Raw genomic sequence first — 14,487 nt, 5'->3', positions numbered from 1 at the left:
TAGAACCGCACGGCCGACGGACCCCGCCCACCCGCTCCGGGGAGGCGGGGTTCGGCCATCTCCCGACGGTTGTGACGAGCGAGGTGCTGACGTCACCTTGCGACTGTGGTTAACATCACGTCAACACGGCAATGTTGCCGGAGGGGGCGCCTCCCGTGCCCTTAGGGCTACGGGGGAGTTACGGAGGTGTGCGACGTGCGGTCAGCCCTGGGACGACGCGCCATAAAGCTGCGTATCTGCGGCATCCGCACCATATGGGACGCCGTCGGTGACGGCGAGTTCTTCTGCCCCGGCTGCGGTGGTGACCGCAACTACCGCCGTCTCACCGGCCGTCGCCGCTTCGCCGTGCTCGGCGTGCCACTGCTGCGCCGCGGCACCGTGGGCCCCGTCGTCGAATGCGCCGCCTGCCGGACCCGCTTCGGCACCGACGCGCTCGACCACCCCACCACGACCCGGTTCTCCGCGATGCTCCGGGACGCCGTTCACATCGTCGCGCTCGGCATCCTCGCCGCCGGTGGCACCGCCTCCCGTACCGCGTTGGAGACGGCGGCGGCCACCGTGCGCGGCGCCGGGTTCGACGACTGCACCGAGGACCAGCTCTCCACCGTCGTCGAGGTCCTCGCCGCCGACATCGGACACGGCTCCGCGTTCGACGCCGCCGCCGAGGCGTGCGGCGCCGCCCTCGCCATCGAACTCCACGAGGCGCTGGAACCCCTCGCCCCGCACCTCGCGCCCGGCGGACGCGAATCGATCCTCCTGCAGGGCGCCAGGATCGCGCTCGCAGACGGCCCGTACAGCCAGGCGGAGCGCGAGGTGCTCACCACGGTCGGCGCGGCGCTGCAGCTCCGCCCGGACGACACGGCCCGGCTGCTCGCCGCGGCGGCGCGCACCCCCTCGTGACATACGCCGCTTTGCACCGCGCCCGTACTCCCGCGGGAGTACGGGCGCCTCTTCGCCCACCCCGGCAGTAGCCGCGAAGTCGGCCCCCGGCGCGACGAATCGGCCCCCGGCGGCCGGGAGTCTGGACACGTACCGGACAACCGGCCGAAGGGGGGCCCGTGGTGAGGGCCGTAACAGAAGACAGCAGCGCACCGCCCCGGGCGGGCAGCCGCAGACGCATGCTGCCCTGGGCGGTCCTCGCCCTCTGGGTCGCCGTGCTCGCGCTCGCCGGGCCCCTGGCGGGCAAGCTCGCCGACGTACAGACGAACCGGGCCGTCGACTATCTGCCGGCGAGCGCCGACTCCACGCAGGTGGCGAAGATCCAGGACGCGCTGCCCGGCGGGGAGTCCACCGATCTCGTCCTCGTCTACCACCGCGACGGCGGTCTGACCGCCGCCGACCGGGCCACGGCGGACCGGCAGGCCGCCGCGCTCGCGGGCGGCCACACCCTGACCGGAACCCCCAGGGGCGTGCCCGCCAAGGACGGTACGACGCTGATGTACCCGGTCTCCTCGACGGAGCCCGGCCAGGACGACGAGGCCAGGAAGGCGTTCGTCGACGAGGTGCGCGACGTCGCGAAGGGCGGCGGCGGGCTGAGCGTCGAGGTGGGTGGCCCCGGGGCGCTGATCGTCGACTCCCAGGAGGTCTACACGTCGTTGGGCGGACCGCTGCTCTACACGACCGTCGCCGTCGTGGCGATCCTGCTGATCGTCATCTACCGCAGCCCGCTGCTGTGGCTGGTGCCGCTCGTCGTCGCGGGCGTCGCCGACGCGCTGTCCATGGCCGTCGTCTACGGGCTCAACCGGGGCTTCGACGTCACCGTCACCGGTCAGAGCTCCGCCGTGATGACCATCCTCGTCTTCGGCGCGGGCACCGACTACGCGCTGCTGCTCGTCTCCCGCTACCGCGAGGAACTGAGCCGCGCCGCACGGCCGTACGACGCCATGGCCGCCGCCCTGCGCGGCTGCGGACCCGCCGTCCTCGCCTCCTCCGGCACCGTCGCCGCGGGCCTCCTGTGCCTGCTCGCCGCCGACCTCACCAGCAGCCGAGGCATGGGCCCCATCGCCGCTGTCGGCGTACTCTGTGCGCTGCTCGCCATGCTGACGCTGCTGCCCGCGCTCCTGGTCCTGCTGGGCCGCCGGGTGTTCTGGCCACTCGTCCCCGCGTACGGCAGCACGCCCGGGCAACGGCGTTCACTGTTCGCCGCGATGGGCAGCTCGGCCGGACGCCGGCCCGTCGCCGTACTCGCCTGCGGCGGTGTGCTGCTGGGGGCGCTCGCGCTCGGCGCGTTCAACCTGCCCGGAGCCCTGAAGCAGGAGGACTCCTTCACCAGCAAACCGGACTCGATCTCCGCGATGGAGACACTCGCCGCCGCCTACCCCGAGCGGTCCACCCAGCCGATCACCGTGATCGCCCCCACCGATCGGGTGGCCGAGACCATGGCGAAGGCCGGCGCCACCGACGGTGTCGCCGCCGTCGAACGAGGCCGCAGCGGCGGCGGTTGGACCGAACTCTCCGTCGCCGCGACGGACGCCCCCGAGTCCGCGGGCGAACACGCCACCATCAAGGCCCTGCGCGACGGACTGGACGGCAGCCATGTCGGTGGTCCCAGCGCCCAGCAGATGGACCTGGAGACGGCCGACGCCCGGGACCTGAAGATCGTCGTCCCGCTCGTCCTCCTCTCCGTCCTGCTGATCCTGATCGCGCTGCTGCGCAGCATCGTCGCCCCGCTGTTGCTCGTCGCCGCAGTCGTCGCCGTCTGGGGCGCCGCCCTCGGCATCGGCGGGCTGGTCTTCGAACCGGTCCTCGGACTGAAGGGCGCCGATCCCGGACTGCCGCTGCTCTCCTTCGTCTTCCTGGTGGCGCTCGGCGTCGACTACGGCATCTTCCTGATGCACCGGGTCCGCGAGGAGGCGCTCTCCGGCGCCGAACCGACCGCCGCCGCACTCACCGCCCTGCGCGCCACCGGCGGCGTGATCGCCTCGGCCGGACTGGTGCTCGCGGCCACCTTTGCCGTCCTGACGAACATGCCGATGGTCAGCCTGGTCGAGATGGGCTTCGTCATCGCGGTCGGTGTCCTCCTCGACACCTTCCTCGTCCGCACCTACCTCGTCACCTCGGCGAGCGTGGCACTCCAGCGCACCATCTGGTGGCCGGGGAAGCTCAGCCGGACGCCCGCCGTCCCCGGGCCGCGCGAGCCCGAACTCGTACGGAACCGGTGACGGTGCCCGTGCGCGTGCCGGAGGATGGCGGCGTGTCCCGATCCACGCGCCGGCGCGAACGCATCCTGGCGGTCGTCAACCGTGACCCCCTGCACGCACCGCACAGGACGCGCACCGACGCCCTCGTCGCGGGGGGCGCCGGTGCGCTCTCCGCCGTCCTCGCCCTCACCACCGACCAGGCGCGGACGCCGGACGCGCTCGGCTGGGTGCTGCTGATGGCGAGCGCCGTACCGATCGTGTGGCGGCGGCGCAGCCCACTGCTCGCCCTGCTCGCCATGATCCCGATCCTGGTGCCGTACCACGCGCTCGACAACGCGCACTCGGCACCGATGCCGCAGACCTGGATCGCCCTCTACACGGTGGCGGTGACCGGGCGGCCGCTGCGCACGCTGCTGACCGGGATCGGTGTGCTCTCCGTCATGGTGACGGTGGTGCTCACCATCAACACCCATGAAGGCCTGCAGCTGCTGCGGATCTCCGGGTGGATCATCGCCGTGCTGTTCTGCGGTGTCGATGTGCGCATCTACCGCCAGTACGTCGCCTCCGTGCTGGAGCGCGCCGAACGCGCCGAACGGACCCGGGAGGAGGAGGCCCGGCGCCGGGTCGCCGAGGAGCGGCTGCGGATCGCCCGCGACCTGCACGATCTGCTGGCCCACAGCATCACGCTGATCGGCGTCCGGACCTCGGTGGCCTCGCACATCCTGACCGTCGACCCGGACCGGCTCGACCGGCAGGCGGTCGCCCGGTCGCTGGAGGACATAGCCGACACCTGCCGGGAGGCACGCGCCGAACTGCGCACCACCCTGCAGGTGCTGCGTGGCGACGGACACGAGTCCGACGGACCGCTGCCGGACCTGGCGGCGCTGCCCGGTCTCGTGCGGGCCGCGGAGGCCGCCGGGGCCCGGGTCGACCTGGCCGTCCGCACGCCGGGCAGCAGGGTGGCCCCGGCAACCGGCGCGGCCGCGTACCGGATCGTGCAGGAGTCGCTGACCAACGCCCTGCGCCACGCCGGACCCGAGGTACGGATCACGGTGGCCGTCGAACCCGACGGCCGCGGCGCACTGAGCGTCAAGGTCACCGACGACGGCGCAGGACCCCGGGCGAACGGCTCGGCACCCGGGTTCGGCATAGTCGGGATGCGCGAACGCGCACGCAGCACCGGCGGCACGCTGACGGCCGGGCCGGGCCCGGCCGGGGGCTTCGAGGTCGCGGCGGTGCTGCCCTGCCACGAGGGGGAGACCGCGCCATGATCCGCGTACTGCTCGCCGACGACCAGACCCTTGTCCGGGCGGCGTTCGCGATGCTCGTCGAGTCGGCGTCCGACATGGAGGTCGTGGCGCAGGCGGGCACCGGCCTCGAAGCGGTCGACCTGGCCCGCACGCACCGGCCCGACATCGTCGTCATGGACATCCGCATGCCGGAGCTCGACGGCATCGAGGCGACCCGGCTGATCGCCGCCGACGGGGAGCTCGCCGGTGTGAAGGTACTGGTCCTGACCACGTACGACACCGACGAGCATGTCGTCGAGGCGCTGCGCGCGGGCGCCTCGGGCTTCCTGGTCAAGGACACCCGGCCCGCCGAACTACTCGCCGCGATCAGAACGGTGTCCGCGGGCGATGCCCTGCTCTCACCCGGCCCGACCGCCCGGCTGATCTCCCGTGTGCTGCGCGGGCCCGAGCTGCCGTTCCGGGGCGCCCCGGGCGGTCCGGACTGCCTCTCGGACCGGGAACGGCAGGTGCTCGGCCTGGTCGCGCGCGGACTCAACAACACCGAAATCGCCGAGGCCCTCGGGCTCAGCCCGCTCACCGCCAAGACCCACGTCAGCCGGATCATGGGCAAACTGGACGCCCGGGACCGGGCGCAGCTGGTCATCGTGGCGTACGAGTCGGGGCTCGCGGTACCGGCCGGCGGCGCGGCCGACGGAAGCTGAACCGGGGCGCCCGTCGCGGACGGTCTTCGGGGGAGGGCCCGCTCCGGTGGCCGGGTACAGGACAATGGGCGCATGAGCTTGTTCCGGGACGACGGCGTGGTGCTGCGCACGCAGAAACTGGGCGAGGCCGACCGGATCATCACGATCCTGACCCGCGGCCACGGCCGGGTGCGGGCCGTCGCGCGCGGGGTGCGGCGTACGAAGTCCAAGTTCGGCGCCCGCCTCGAACCGTTCTCCCATGTGGACGTGCAGTTCTTCGCCCGCGGCAGCGAGCTGATCGGCCGCGGGCTGCCCCTCTGCACCCAGAGCGAGACCATCGCGCCGTACGGGGGCGGCATCGTCACCGACTACGCCCGGTACACCGCGGGCACCGCGATGCTGGAGACCGCCGAGCGCTTCACCGACCACGAGGGCGAGCCCGCGGTCCAGCAGTACCTGCTGCTCGTCGGAGGGCTCCGCACCCTCGCCCGCGGGGAGCATGCCCCGAGCCTGATCCTCGACGCCTTCCTGCTGCGTTCCCTCGCGGTCAACGGCTACGCACCCAGCTTCGAGGACTGCGCGAGGTGCGGAATGCCCGGTCCGAACCGGTTCTTCTCCGTCGCGGCGGGCGGCGTCATATGCGGCGACTGCCGGGTGCCCGGCAGCGTCGTACCCTCAGCTGAGGCCGTCGCCCTGCTGAGCGCGCTGCTCACCGGTGACTGGGAGACGGCGGACGCGTGCGAGGCGCGGCATGTCAGGGAGGGGAGCGGGCTGGTGTCCGCCTATCTGCACTGGCATCTGGAGCGCGGACTGCGCTCGCTGCGATACGTAGAGAAGTAACACAGGCACAGGGAGACGAGACAGCTCATGGCAGTACGCGGGATCCTCGGTGGCCGTAACCGGCGCACGTACAAGACCCCCGAGCCGCACCCCTCGGGCGCCACGCCCCCGAAGATCCCCGGCGAGCTGGTGCCCAAGCACGTCGCCGTCGTCATGGACGGGAACGGCCGCTGGGCCAAGGAGCGGGGTCTGCCGCGCACCGAGGGCCACAAGGTCGGTGAGGGCGTCGTCATGGACGTCCTCAAGGGCTGCATCGAGATGGGCGTCAAGAACCTCTCGCTGTACGCGTTCTCCACCGAGAACTGGAAGCGCTCCCCGGAGGAAGTGAAGTTCCTGATGAACTTCAACCGGGACGTCATCCGCCGCCGCCGCGACGAGATGGACGAACTGGGGATCCGCATCCGTTGGGTGGGCCGGATGCCGAAGCTGTGGAAGTCCGTCGTCCAGGAGCTCCAGGTCGCCCAGGAGCAGACCAAGGACAACGACAGGATGACGCTGTACTTCTGCGTCAACTACGGCGGCCGGGCCGAGATCGCCGACGCCGCGCAGCGCATCGCGGAGGACGTCGCCGCCGGAAAGCTGGACCCCGCGAAGGTCAACGAGAAGACCTTCGCGAAGTACATCTACTACCCGGACATGCCGGACGTGGACCTCTTCGTCCGCCCCAGTGGCGAGCAGCGCACCTCCAACTACCTGATCTGGCAGAGCGCGTACGCCGAGATGGTCTTCCAGGACGTGTTGTGGCCGGACTTCGACCGCCGTGACCTGTGGCGGGCCTGCCTGGAGTACGCCCAGCGCGACCGGCGTTTCGGCGGCGCGGAGGAGGCGGCGGAAAAGACCGAACCGACGGTCTGACCCTGCCGGTGCGCTCACGGCTCCTCCCACCCGGGAGAGGGGCCGTGAGCGCGGCGGGGGACCGTGCACAGTGCGGTCGAGCTGAGATACCGGCCGGCGCTGCGGGACTGCTCGGCGGCGCTCCGCGCACGCAACCGGATCGGTGCGGCGGGCCGGCTGCAGGATTCCGGGGGCGGCTGCGACGGGGTGTGCCGTCGTGGCCACCGCACTGTCCCCGGTGAGCGGCACCGACGTACCGGTGCCGCTGCTGCCGAGATCTTCGACCGCCGGCCGACGCGGGAAAAATCAAGCCTCTCCGGTCATCGAGGAGCGGGGGCCGCGCCCCCGGCCACGGAGGGTCAGCCCGTCGCTGTCGCGCACTCCGCACACGTACCGAAGACCTCCACCGTGTGCGCCACATTCACGAACCCGTGCTGCGAAGCGATCGTCTCCGCCCACTGCTCCACCGCGGGACCCTCGACCTCGACCGCCTTGCCGCAGACCCGGCACACCAGATGGTGGTGGTGCTCGCCGGTCGAGCAGCGCCGGTAGACGGACTCACCGTCCGTCGTGCGCAGGACGTCCACCTCGCCCGCGTCGGCGAGGGACTGCAGGGTGCGGTAGACGGTGGTCAGCCCGACCGAGTCACCGCGGTGCTTGAGTACGTCGTGCAGCTCCTGGGCGCTGCGGAACTCGTCCACCTCGTCGAGCGCCGCCGCCACCGCGGCCCGCTGCCGGGTCGACCGGCCGCGTACCGGGGCTGCGTTCGTTCCACTGATCGGCGCCGTCGCCACAGGTGCCTCCTCGTGTCGCCCGTACATGTGTCGGGCCATTGTGCCAGCCCGCCCCGGCGTCGGGGTCAGACCCGGACGCCGTCCGTGGCCGGGCGGGCAGCCGGTACTTCCGGAGTCTCCCCTTCCAGGGTGCACTCCGCCGAGACCGCGTCGCTGCTGCGGGCGCGCCTTCTGGCCAGCGGCGTGGCGAGCAGGGTCAGCACGACGAAGACGCCGATGGCCAGCAGCACGATGGTCGCACCGGGCGGTACGTCCTGGTAGTAGGAGGTCACGGTGCCGGCCAGGGTCACCGCCGTACCGATGACGACGGACAGCACGAACGTGACCTTGAAGGACTTCGAGATCTGTTGCGCCGCGGCGACCGGGACCACCATCAGCGCGCTGACCAGCAGCAGACCGACGACCCGCATCGCCACGGTGACGGTCACCGCCGCCGTGACGGCGATCAGCAGATTGAGTGCGCGCACCGGCAGCCCGGTGACCCGCGCGAACTCCTCGTCCTGACTGACCGCGAACAGCTGGCGCCGCAGCCCCAGTGTCACCAGCAGCACGAAGGCGGCGAGCAGGCAGATCGCGGTGATGTCCTCGGACGAGACCGTGGAGAGGGAGCCGAAGAGGTACGAGGTGAGGTTGGCGTTGGAGCCGGTGTCGGAGAGATTGATCAGCAGCACACCGCCCGCCATGCCGCCGTAGAAGAGCATGGCCAGCGCGATGTCGCCGCGCGTGCGTCCGTACCAGCGGACCAGTTCCATGACGATCGAGCCGACGACGGCGACGGCCGTGGCCATCCAGACCGGGCTGGTGGAGAGCAGGAAGCCGAGACCGACACCGGTCATCGCGATGTGGCCGATGCCGTCGCCCATCAGGGCCTGGCGGCGCTGCACGAGGTAGATGCCGACGGCGGGGGCGATGACGCCGACCAGTACGGCGGCGAGCAGGGCCCGCTGCATGAAGGGGGGCTGGAGGAATTCCATGATCAGGTCAGCAGTCCCGTCCGGACGGGCTCGGAAGCCGCATGGGGGTGTACGTGGTCGTGGCCGGGCAGCGCGTGCTGGCCGACTTCCTTCGGGGGCGGCCCGTCATGCATCACACAGCCGTCGCGGAGGACGATCGCGCGGTCGATGAGGGGTTCCAGCGGGCCCAGCTCGTGCAGGACGAGCAGCACGGTGGTACCGGCCGCCACCTGCTCGCGCAGTGTCTCGGCGAGGATCTCCTGGCTGGCCAGGTCGACGCCGGCCATGGGCTCGTCCATGATCAGCAGCTCGGGCTCGGCGGCGAGCGCCCGCGCGATCAGTACCCGCTGGTGCTGACCGCCGGAGAGCGCGCTCACCGAGTCCCCGGCCCGGTCGGCGAGGCCGACGAGCGCGATGGCGCGGTCGACGGCGGCCCGGTCCGCCTTGCGGAGCAGCCCCAGCTTCGTACGGGACAGCCGCCCGGCGGAGACGACCTCGCGGATGGTGGCGGGGACCCCGCTGGCCGCCGTGGTGCGCTGCGGTACGTAGCCGATCCGTGCCCAGCTGCGGAAGCGGCGCAGGGGGGTGCCGAACAGCTCGACCGAGCCGCCGGTGAGCGGGACCTGGCCGATGACGGACCGGACGGCGGTGGACTTGCCGGAGCCGTTGGCGCCGAGCAGGGCGGCGACCTCGCCGCGGTGCACGGTCAGGTCGATGCCACGCAGCACGGGGCGCGCGCCGAGGGTCGCGGTGGCTCCGCGCAGGGCTATCACGGGGTCGGGCTGGGTGCTCTCGGGCTCGGGCATGAGCGCCTCCGATGCTGCTGTGGCGGGTGTTACGAGGGTCACTTCGCGCCGAGCGCCTTCTGGAGGGCGGCGAGGTTGGACTGCATGACCTCGAAGTAGTTATCGCCCTTGGACTTGTCGGTGATTCCCTCGAGCGGGTCGAGGACGTCGGTCCTCAGACCGGTGTCCGTCGCGACGGTCTTCGCGGTCTTGTCGCTGGCGAGGGTCTCGAAGAAGACGGTGGTGGCCTTGCTCTTCTCCGCGATGGTGTGGATCTCCTGGATCCGGGCGGGGCTGGGCTCGGCCTCGGGGTCGATGCCGGCGATGCCCTCCTGGACCAGGCCATAGCGCTCGGCGAGGTAGCCGAAGGCGGAGTGGGTGGTGATGAACGTCTTGGTGGCGGTGTTCCGCAGGCCCGTCTCGTACGCCGTGTTCAGCGTGTCGAGCCTCTTGACCAGGGCGTCCGTGTTCTTGCGGTAGTCCGCGGCGTGGCCGGGGTCGGTCTTCTCCAGGGACGCGCCGACGCCCTTGGCGACCTCGGCGTACTTCACCGGGTCCAGCCAGATGTGCGGGTCGGCCCCGGCGCCCTCGCCCTCGTGCTCGTGGCCGTGTTCGTCGCCGCCGGTCTCGGTGCCGTGGTCCTCCAGCGTGGTCAGCTTCGCCGCGTCGACGCTGTGGGTCGACTCGGACAGCTTGATCGCGTCGTCGACAGCGGGCTGGATACCCTTGAGGTAGAGGATGTAGTCGGCGTCGCCGAGTCCGCCGATCTGCCGAGGACTGAGCTCCAGGTCATGCGGTTCGACACCCGGCTTGGTCAGCGTGCTGACCGAGACGTGGGTCCCGCCGATCTCCTCGGCAAGGAACTGCATGGGATAGAACGACGCCACCACATTCAGCTTGTCGCCGGGCTTGCGGTCGGCGGCGTCCGACGTGGAGCAGGCGGAGAGGGCCGTGAGCCCGAGGGCGACTGCTCCGGCGACGACAGCGGTGGGTATGAGGCGGCGTACGTTCATGACAGTCATTTTCAACAAAACTGGAAACGATTGTCAACAAGCCCGATGGGATGGCCACCGGGTGAGCTGTCCGCGCACCGATTTGATCCGGAGGGCGTGCCCGCCGGTAATCTGAAGCATTCGCCCGCCCGTCTCCCGACCGCTACCCCCCACCGAGGCGCTTCGCGCCACCCCTGTCCAAATTCGTCGTCGTAATGAAGAGAGCACCGTGGCCGCCGACAAGATCGACTCCATCGTCAGCCTGAGCAAGCGCCGTGGCTTCGTTTACCCCTGCAGTGAGATCTACGGTGGCCAGAAGGCCGCCTGGGACTACGGGCCGCTGGGCGTGGAGATGAAGGAGAACCTCAAGCGCCAGTGGTGGCGCTACATGGTCACTTCGCGCGAGGACGTGGTCGGTCTCGACTCGTCGGTCGTCCTGGCCCCCGAGGTGTGGGTCGCCTCCGGCCACGTCGCCACGTTCACCGACCCGCTGACCGAGTGCACCTCCTGTCACAAGCGCTTCCGCGCGGACCACCTGGAAGAGGCGTACGAGGAGAAGCACGGCAAGGCGCCCGTCAACGGCCTCGCCGACCTGAACTGCCCCAACTGCGGCAACAAGGGCACCTTCACCGAGCCCAAGCAGTTCTCGGGCCTGCTCTCCACGCACCTCGGCCCGACCCAGGACTCCGGCTCGGTCGCCTACCTGCGGCCCGAGACCGCGCAGGGCATCTTCACCAACTTCGGTCAGGTGCAGCAGACCTCGCGCAAGAAGCCGCCGTTCGGTATCGCGCAGATGGGCAAGTCCTTCCGGAACGAGATCACCCCGGGCAACTTCATCTTCCGCACCCGCGAGTTCGAGCAGATGGAGATGGAGTTCTTCGTCAAGCCGGGCGAGGACGAGCAGTGGCACGAGTACTGGATGGAGCAGCGCTGGAACTGGTACACGGACCTGGGTCTGCGCGAGGAGAACATGCGGTGGTTCGAGCACCCGAAGGAGAAGCTCTCCCACTACTCCAAGCGCACCGCTGACATCGAGTACCGCTTCCGCTTCGGCGGCAGCGAGTGGGGCGAGCTGGAGGGCGTCGCCAACCGCACGGACTACGACCTCAAGGCCCACTCCGCCGCTTCCGGCACGGACCTGTCGTTCTTCGACCAGGAGGCCGGCGAGCGCTGGACTCCGTACGTCATCGAGCCCGCGGCCGGTGTCGGCCGGTCGATGCTCGCCTTCCTCCTCGACGCCTACATCGAGGACGAGGCGCCCAACGCCAAGGGCGTCATGGAGAAGCGCACCGTGATGCGCCTCGACCCGCGCCTCGCGCCGGTCAAGGTCGCGGTGCTGCCGCTGTCCCGCAACCCGCAGCTGTCGCCGAAGGCCAAGGGCCTCGCCACCGACCTGCGGAAGAACTGGAACATCGAGTTCGATGACGCGGGCGCCATCGGCCGCCGCTACCGCCGCCAGGACGAGATCGGTACGCCGTTCTGCGTCACCGTCGACTTCGACACCCTCGACGACAACGCGGTGACGGTGCGCGAGCGCGACACCATGAAGCAGGAGCGCGTCTCGCTGGACCAGATCCAGGCGTACCTCGGCGCCCGTCTGCTCGGCTGCTGACGCATTACGGTTCCACCGCGAAGCCCCCGGTTCCTCGTACGGAACCGGGGGCTTCGTTGCACACTGGGCACCACGCGACCACGCGACCATGCGTCAACAGGAGGCTCGGATGCCGTCCATGACCACGAGCAAGGTCAGCCGATGGGATCAGCACGGCCGTGAACATGTCGTCCATGTACGGAAGTCGGGGATACAGCGGCAACTGAGCTGCGACACGTGCGACTGGCGCAGGGGCGTGCAGTTCCTGCCCTGGCTCAAGGCCGAGGAACACCTGGCCCGGATCCATCAGGCGACGATCGATCCGACGGCCTGACGGCCGCCCGGCGTGACCCGCCCCTGTGTGCGGGGCTGTCAGGCGCGCAGGCCGCGCAGCAGCAGGTCCGACACGGCTGTGAACTCGGCACCGATGGCGGGGGTCTGCCACTCGGCGGCGTACGCCGGGTCGTGGAAGCGCGCCGTCGCGTCGAAGACCGCCTGCGCGGCGACCGCCGCATCATCCACCGCGAACTGCCCGCTGCGCACGCCCTCCTCGATGATCTCCCGCAGCTGGCCGACCAGTTCGCGGACGTGCTCCTCGACGACCGTGCTCTCCCCGGTCAGCACGATGTAGGTCGCGAACAGCTCGGGGTCGTCACCCGCCTTGTGGCGCTTGGACTCGAACAGCGTCGCCAGCCAGTGCCGCAGCTTCGACGGGGCGGGTTCCGTCGAAGCGCTGATGATCTCGGTGAGGGTCACCTCGGTCCGGGTCAGCCAGCGGGCCGTCACCGCCTCGCGCAGCGCCGCCTTCGTACGGAAGTGGCGGTAGACGCTGCCGTGGCTGACGCCGAGCGCGCGGGCCACGTCGACCACCGTCGCCTTGGCGGGGCCGTAGCGGCGCAGCACGTCCTCGGTGGCTTCGAGGATGCGCTCGGGGGTCAGCGGGTCGGCTGGCGTCATGGTGTCTGTGCTGCCTTTCGGAGGGCACCGTTCGGGGAGCTGCCCTGCGGGGGCCGCACCCCGACGACCGTACCCGGAGCTCAGCGCTCGCTGTCGAGGTGGGCCATCTGGTTCTCCGGGTAGCGCGCACCGGCGGCCGCACCTGCCGGGACAGCCTTCTCGATCGCGGCGAGGTCGGCGGCGTCCAGCGTGACATCCAGGGCGCCGAGGGCCTCGGTGAGCCGGTCGCGGCGGCGGGCGCCGACAAGCGGCACGATGTCCGCACCCCGGCCGAGCACCCAGGCGATGGCGATCTGGGCGACCGAGACGCCCTTCTGCTCGGCGATCTTGCGCAGGGCGTCGACCAGGTCGAGGTTGTGCTGGAGGTTCCCGCCCTGGAAGCGCGGGCTCATGGCCCGGAAGTCGCCCGGGGCCAGCTCGCGGTCACGGCTGAAGTGCCCGCTGATCAGGCCGCGCGACAGCACCCCGTACGCCGTGACGCCGATACCCAGTTCACGGCAGACCGGCAGGATCGCGTCCTCGACGGACCGGGAGATCAGCGAGTACTCGATCTGCAGATCGGAGATCGGGGCCACGGCCGCCGCCCGCCGGATCGTGTCCGCGCCGACCTCGGACAGGCCGATGTGGCGGACATGGCCGGCCTCGACCAGCTCGGCGATGGCGCCGACGGTCTCCTCGATCGGGACATCGGGATCGACGCGGGCGATCCGGTAGATGTCGATGTGGTCGGTGCCGAGCCGCTGGAGCGAGTAGGCGGCGAAGTTCTTCACGGCGGCAGGCCGGCCGTCGTACCCCGTGAAAGCACCTTCGACCGTGCGCAGTGCGCCGAACTTCACGCTGGTCAGCGCCTGTTCGCGGACGGCGCCGGGGGCGGTGCGCAGCGCCTCGTTGATCAGTAGTTCGTTATGGCCCATGCCGTAGAAATCACCGGTTGATGCCCGCGTCGAGCGCGGCGTGGATGGTGGCGATCGACTCGGCGCGGTCGCTCTCGCCGTACAGCGCGGACATGCCCATGCAGCCGAGTCCCAGAGCGGAGACCTGTGGGCCGGTGGAGCCGAGCGTGCGGGTGGCGGTCATGAGGGACTCCCGTGGAGAAGAAGAAAGTGCGCGTGGAGGACAGGAGAGGGATGGGTTGTGGCACAACCATGGCATAGGGAATGACAGATTTCAATATCTGTCAGTTCACTGTTCTGTGGTGCGTCGCACGAGGGGGCCGAAAACCGGGTGCTGCGGCCGGTGCGGCCGGGTACGGTTCCCGTATGTCTTCGTTCTTCCAGATCTACGAGTGAGAGCGCGGCGGGCTCGATCGCCCGTCGCCCACCGGATCGATTCCAGGTCGCTCACGACCTCACGTCTCATGACGTCTCACCACGAATGGGAGAACCCCGTGGCCAAGAGCCGCAACAACCTTCTCGGTGTCGGCGGACAGCGCAAGAAGCTGTCCCGTGTCGATCAGCACGGCGCGGGCAGCGCGCGCAACGCCGACCGCAGGACCGCGGACGACCAGAAGCAGGAGCTGCTGCGCAAGATGCGCGAGCGCACCGGGTCCGGGCAGGCCCCGGCGTCCGCCGATGCCGCGACGTCGAACCGCGAGGGCGACTCGGCGGCGCAGAGCTGACGCCTTCTCGACGCCCGTACGACGGGTGCCCCTCCCGGCAGGCTTTGCCCCGT

Annotated in this window: 14 protein-coding genes and 1 pseudogene; 9 read left to right on the top strand and 6 right to left on the bottom strand. The window is 70.6% G+C overall.

Annotated elements, in window-relative coordinates; genetic code table 11:
• Positions 1 to 195: 195 nt before the first annotated feature.
• The 6 genes from ACFU6I_RS34340 (at position 196) to ACFU6I_RS34315 (ending at position 6,765) form a co-directional block, all read left to right on the top strand.
• Entirely contained in the window at positions 196 to 900 is a 705-nt protein-coding gene (locus tag ACFU6I_RS34340; RefSeq protein WP_384373949.1) for a TerB family tellurite resistance protein, read from the top strand.
• 218 nt (positions 901 to 1,118) lie between these two features.
• Entirely contained in the window at positions 1,119 to 3,161 is a 2,043-nt protein-coding gene (locus ACFU6I_RS34335) for an MMPL family transporter (protein WP_384373992.1), read from the top strand.
• Positions 3,162 to 3,193: 32 nt separating this feature from the next.
• Positions 3,194 to 4,411 carry a sensor histidine kinase gene (locus ACFU6I_RS34330; protein ID WP_384373946.1) on the top strand — a complete coding sequence of 406 codons (1,218 nt, stop codon included), beginning with the start codon at positions 3,194 to 3,196 and terminating at the stop codon, positions 4,409 to 4,411.
• Entirely contained in the window at positions 4,408 to 5,091 is a 684-nt protein-coding gene (locus ACFU6I_RS34325; RefSeq protein WP_384373943.1) for a response regulator, read from the top strand. The genes ACFU6I_RS34330 and ACFU6I_RS34325 overlap by 4 nt, the downstream gene beginning before the upstream one ends.
• Before the next feature lie 72 nt (positions 5,092 to 5,163).
• Complete coding sequence (recO, locus tag ACFU6I_RS34320) at positions 5,164 to 5,910, top strand: DNA repair protein RecO (RefSeq protein WP_345519400.1); 747 nt, start codon at positions 5,164 to 5,166, stop codon at positions 5,908 to 5,910.
• 27 nt (positions 5,911 to 5,937) lie between these two features.
• Positions 5,938 to 6,765, top strand: coding sequence for an isoprenyl transferase (locus tag ACFU6I_RS34315; RefSeq protein ID WP_384373940.1), 828 nt, complete (start codon positions 5,938 to 5,940; stop codon positions 6,763 to 6,765).
• Positions 6,766 to 7,103: 338 nt separating this feature from the next.
• On the opposite strand, the gene ACFU6I_RS34310 is transcribed toward ACFU6I_RS34315, so the two are convergent.
• The 4 genes from ACFU6I_RS34310 to ACFU6I_RS34295 all read right to left on the bottom strand — a co-directional run bounded on the left by ACFU6I_RS34310 (position 7,104) and on the right by ACFU6I_RS34295 (position 10,289).
• Positions 7,104 to 7,538, bottom strand: coding sequence for a transcriptional repressor (locus tag ACFU6I_RS34310; RefSeq protein WP_037698100.1), 435 nt, complete (start codon positions 7,536 to 7,538; stop codon positions 7,104 to 7,106).
• A gap of 65 nt (positions 7,539 to 7,603) precedes the next feature.
• Entirely contained in the window at positions 7,604 to 8,512 is a 909-nt protein-coding gene (locus ACFU6I_RS34305) for a metal ABC transporter permease (RefSeq protein WP_384373937.1), read from the bottom strand.
• 2 nt (positions 8,513 to 8,514) lie between these two features.
• On the bottom strand, positions 8,515 to 9,297 hold the full coding sequence (locus ACFU6I_RS34300) for a metal ABC transporter ATP-binding protein (protein ID WP_384373934.1): 783 nt from the start codon (positions 9,295 to 9,297) through the stop codon (positions 8,515 to 8,517).
• A gap of 38 nt (positions 9,298 to 9,335) precedes the next feature.
• Positions 9,336 to 10,289, bottom strand: coding sequence for a metal ABC transporter substrate-binding protein (locus ACFU6I_RS34295; RefSeq protein ID WP_384373932.1), 954 nt, complete (start codon positions 10,287 to 10,289; stop codon positions 9,336 to 9,338).
• Between the two features lie 208 nt (positions 10,290 to 10,497).
• Here ACFU6I_RS34295 and ACFU6I_RS34290 point away from each other — a divergent pair, with 208 nt between their 5' ends.
• Together ACFU6I_RS34290 and ACFU6I_RS34285 are read left to right on the top strand one after the other, a co-directional pair.
• Entirely contained in the window at positions 10,498 to 11,880 is a 1,383-nt protein-coding gene (locus ACFU6I_RS34290; RefSeq protein WP_384373929.1) for a glycine--tRNA ligase, read from the top strand.
• Positions 11,881 to 11,989: 109 nt separating this feature from the next.
• Positions 11,990 to 12,193, top strand: a complete 204-nt coding sequence (locus ACFU6I_RS34285) for a hypothetical protein (RefSeq protein ID WP_384373926.1) — start codon at positions 11,990 to 11,992, stop codon at positions 12,191 to 12,193.
• 38 nt (positions 12,194 to 12,231) lie between these two features.
• Here the strand turns inward: ACFU6I_RS34285 and ACFU6I_RS34280 are convergent, their stop codons facing one another.
• Positions 12,232 to 12,816, bottom strand: a complete 585-nt coding sequence (locus tag ACFU6I_RS34280) for a TetR/AcrR family transcriptional regulator (protein ID WP_384373923.1) — start codon at positions 12,814 to 12,816, stop codon at positions 12,232 to 12,234.
• Between the two features lie 80 nt (positions 12,817 to 12,896).
• Positions 12,897 to 13,893, bottom strand: a pseudogene (locus tag ACFU6I_RS34275) (aldo/keto reductase).
• A gap of 310 nt (positions 13,894 to 14,203) precedes the next feature.
• Between ACFU6I_RS34275 and ACFU6I_RS34270 the strand changes: the two are divergent.
• Positions 14,204 to 14,434: a DUF6243 family protein gene (locus ACFU6I_RS34270; protein ID WP_384373989.1), complete on the top strand. Its 231-nt coding sequence runs from the start codon at positions 14,204 to 14,206 to the stop codon at positions 14,432 to 14,434.
• Positions 14,435 to 14,487 lie beyond the last annotated feature (53 nt).

Origin of the sequence: Streptomyces sp. NPDC057486, from assembly GCF_042802415.1 — a bacterium.
GTDB classification, from domain to species: Bacteria; Actinomycetota; Actinomycetes; order Streptomycetales; family Streptomycetaceae; genus Streptomyces; species Streptomyces yanii.
Note: the sequence above shows the minus strand (reverse complement) of the source record. Positions and strands in the feature narration are given on the sequence as shown.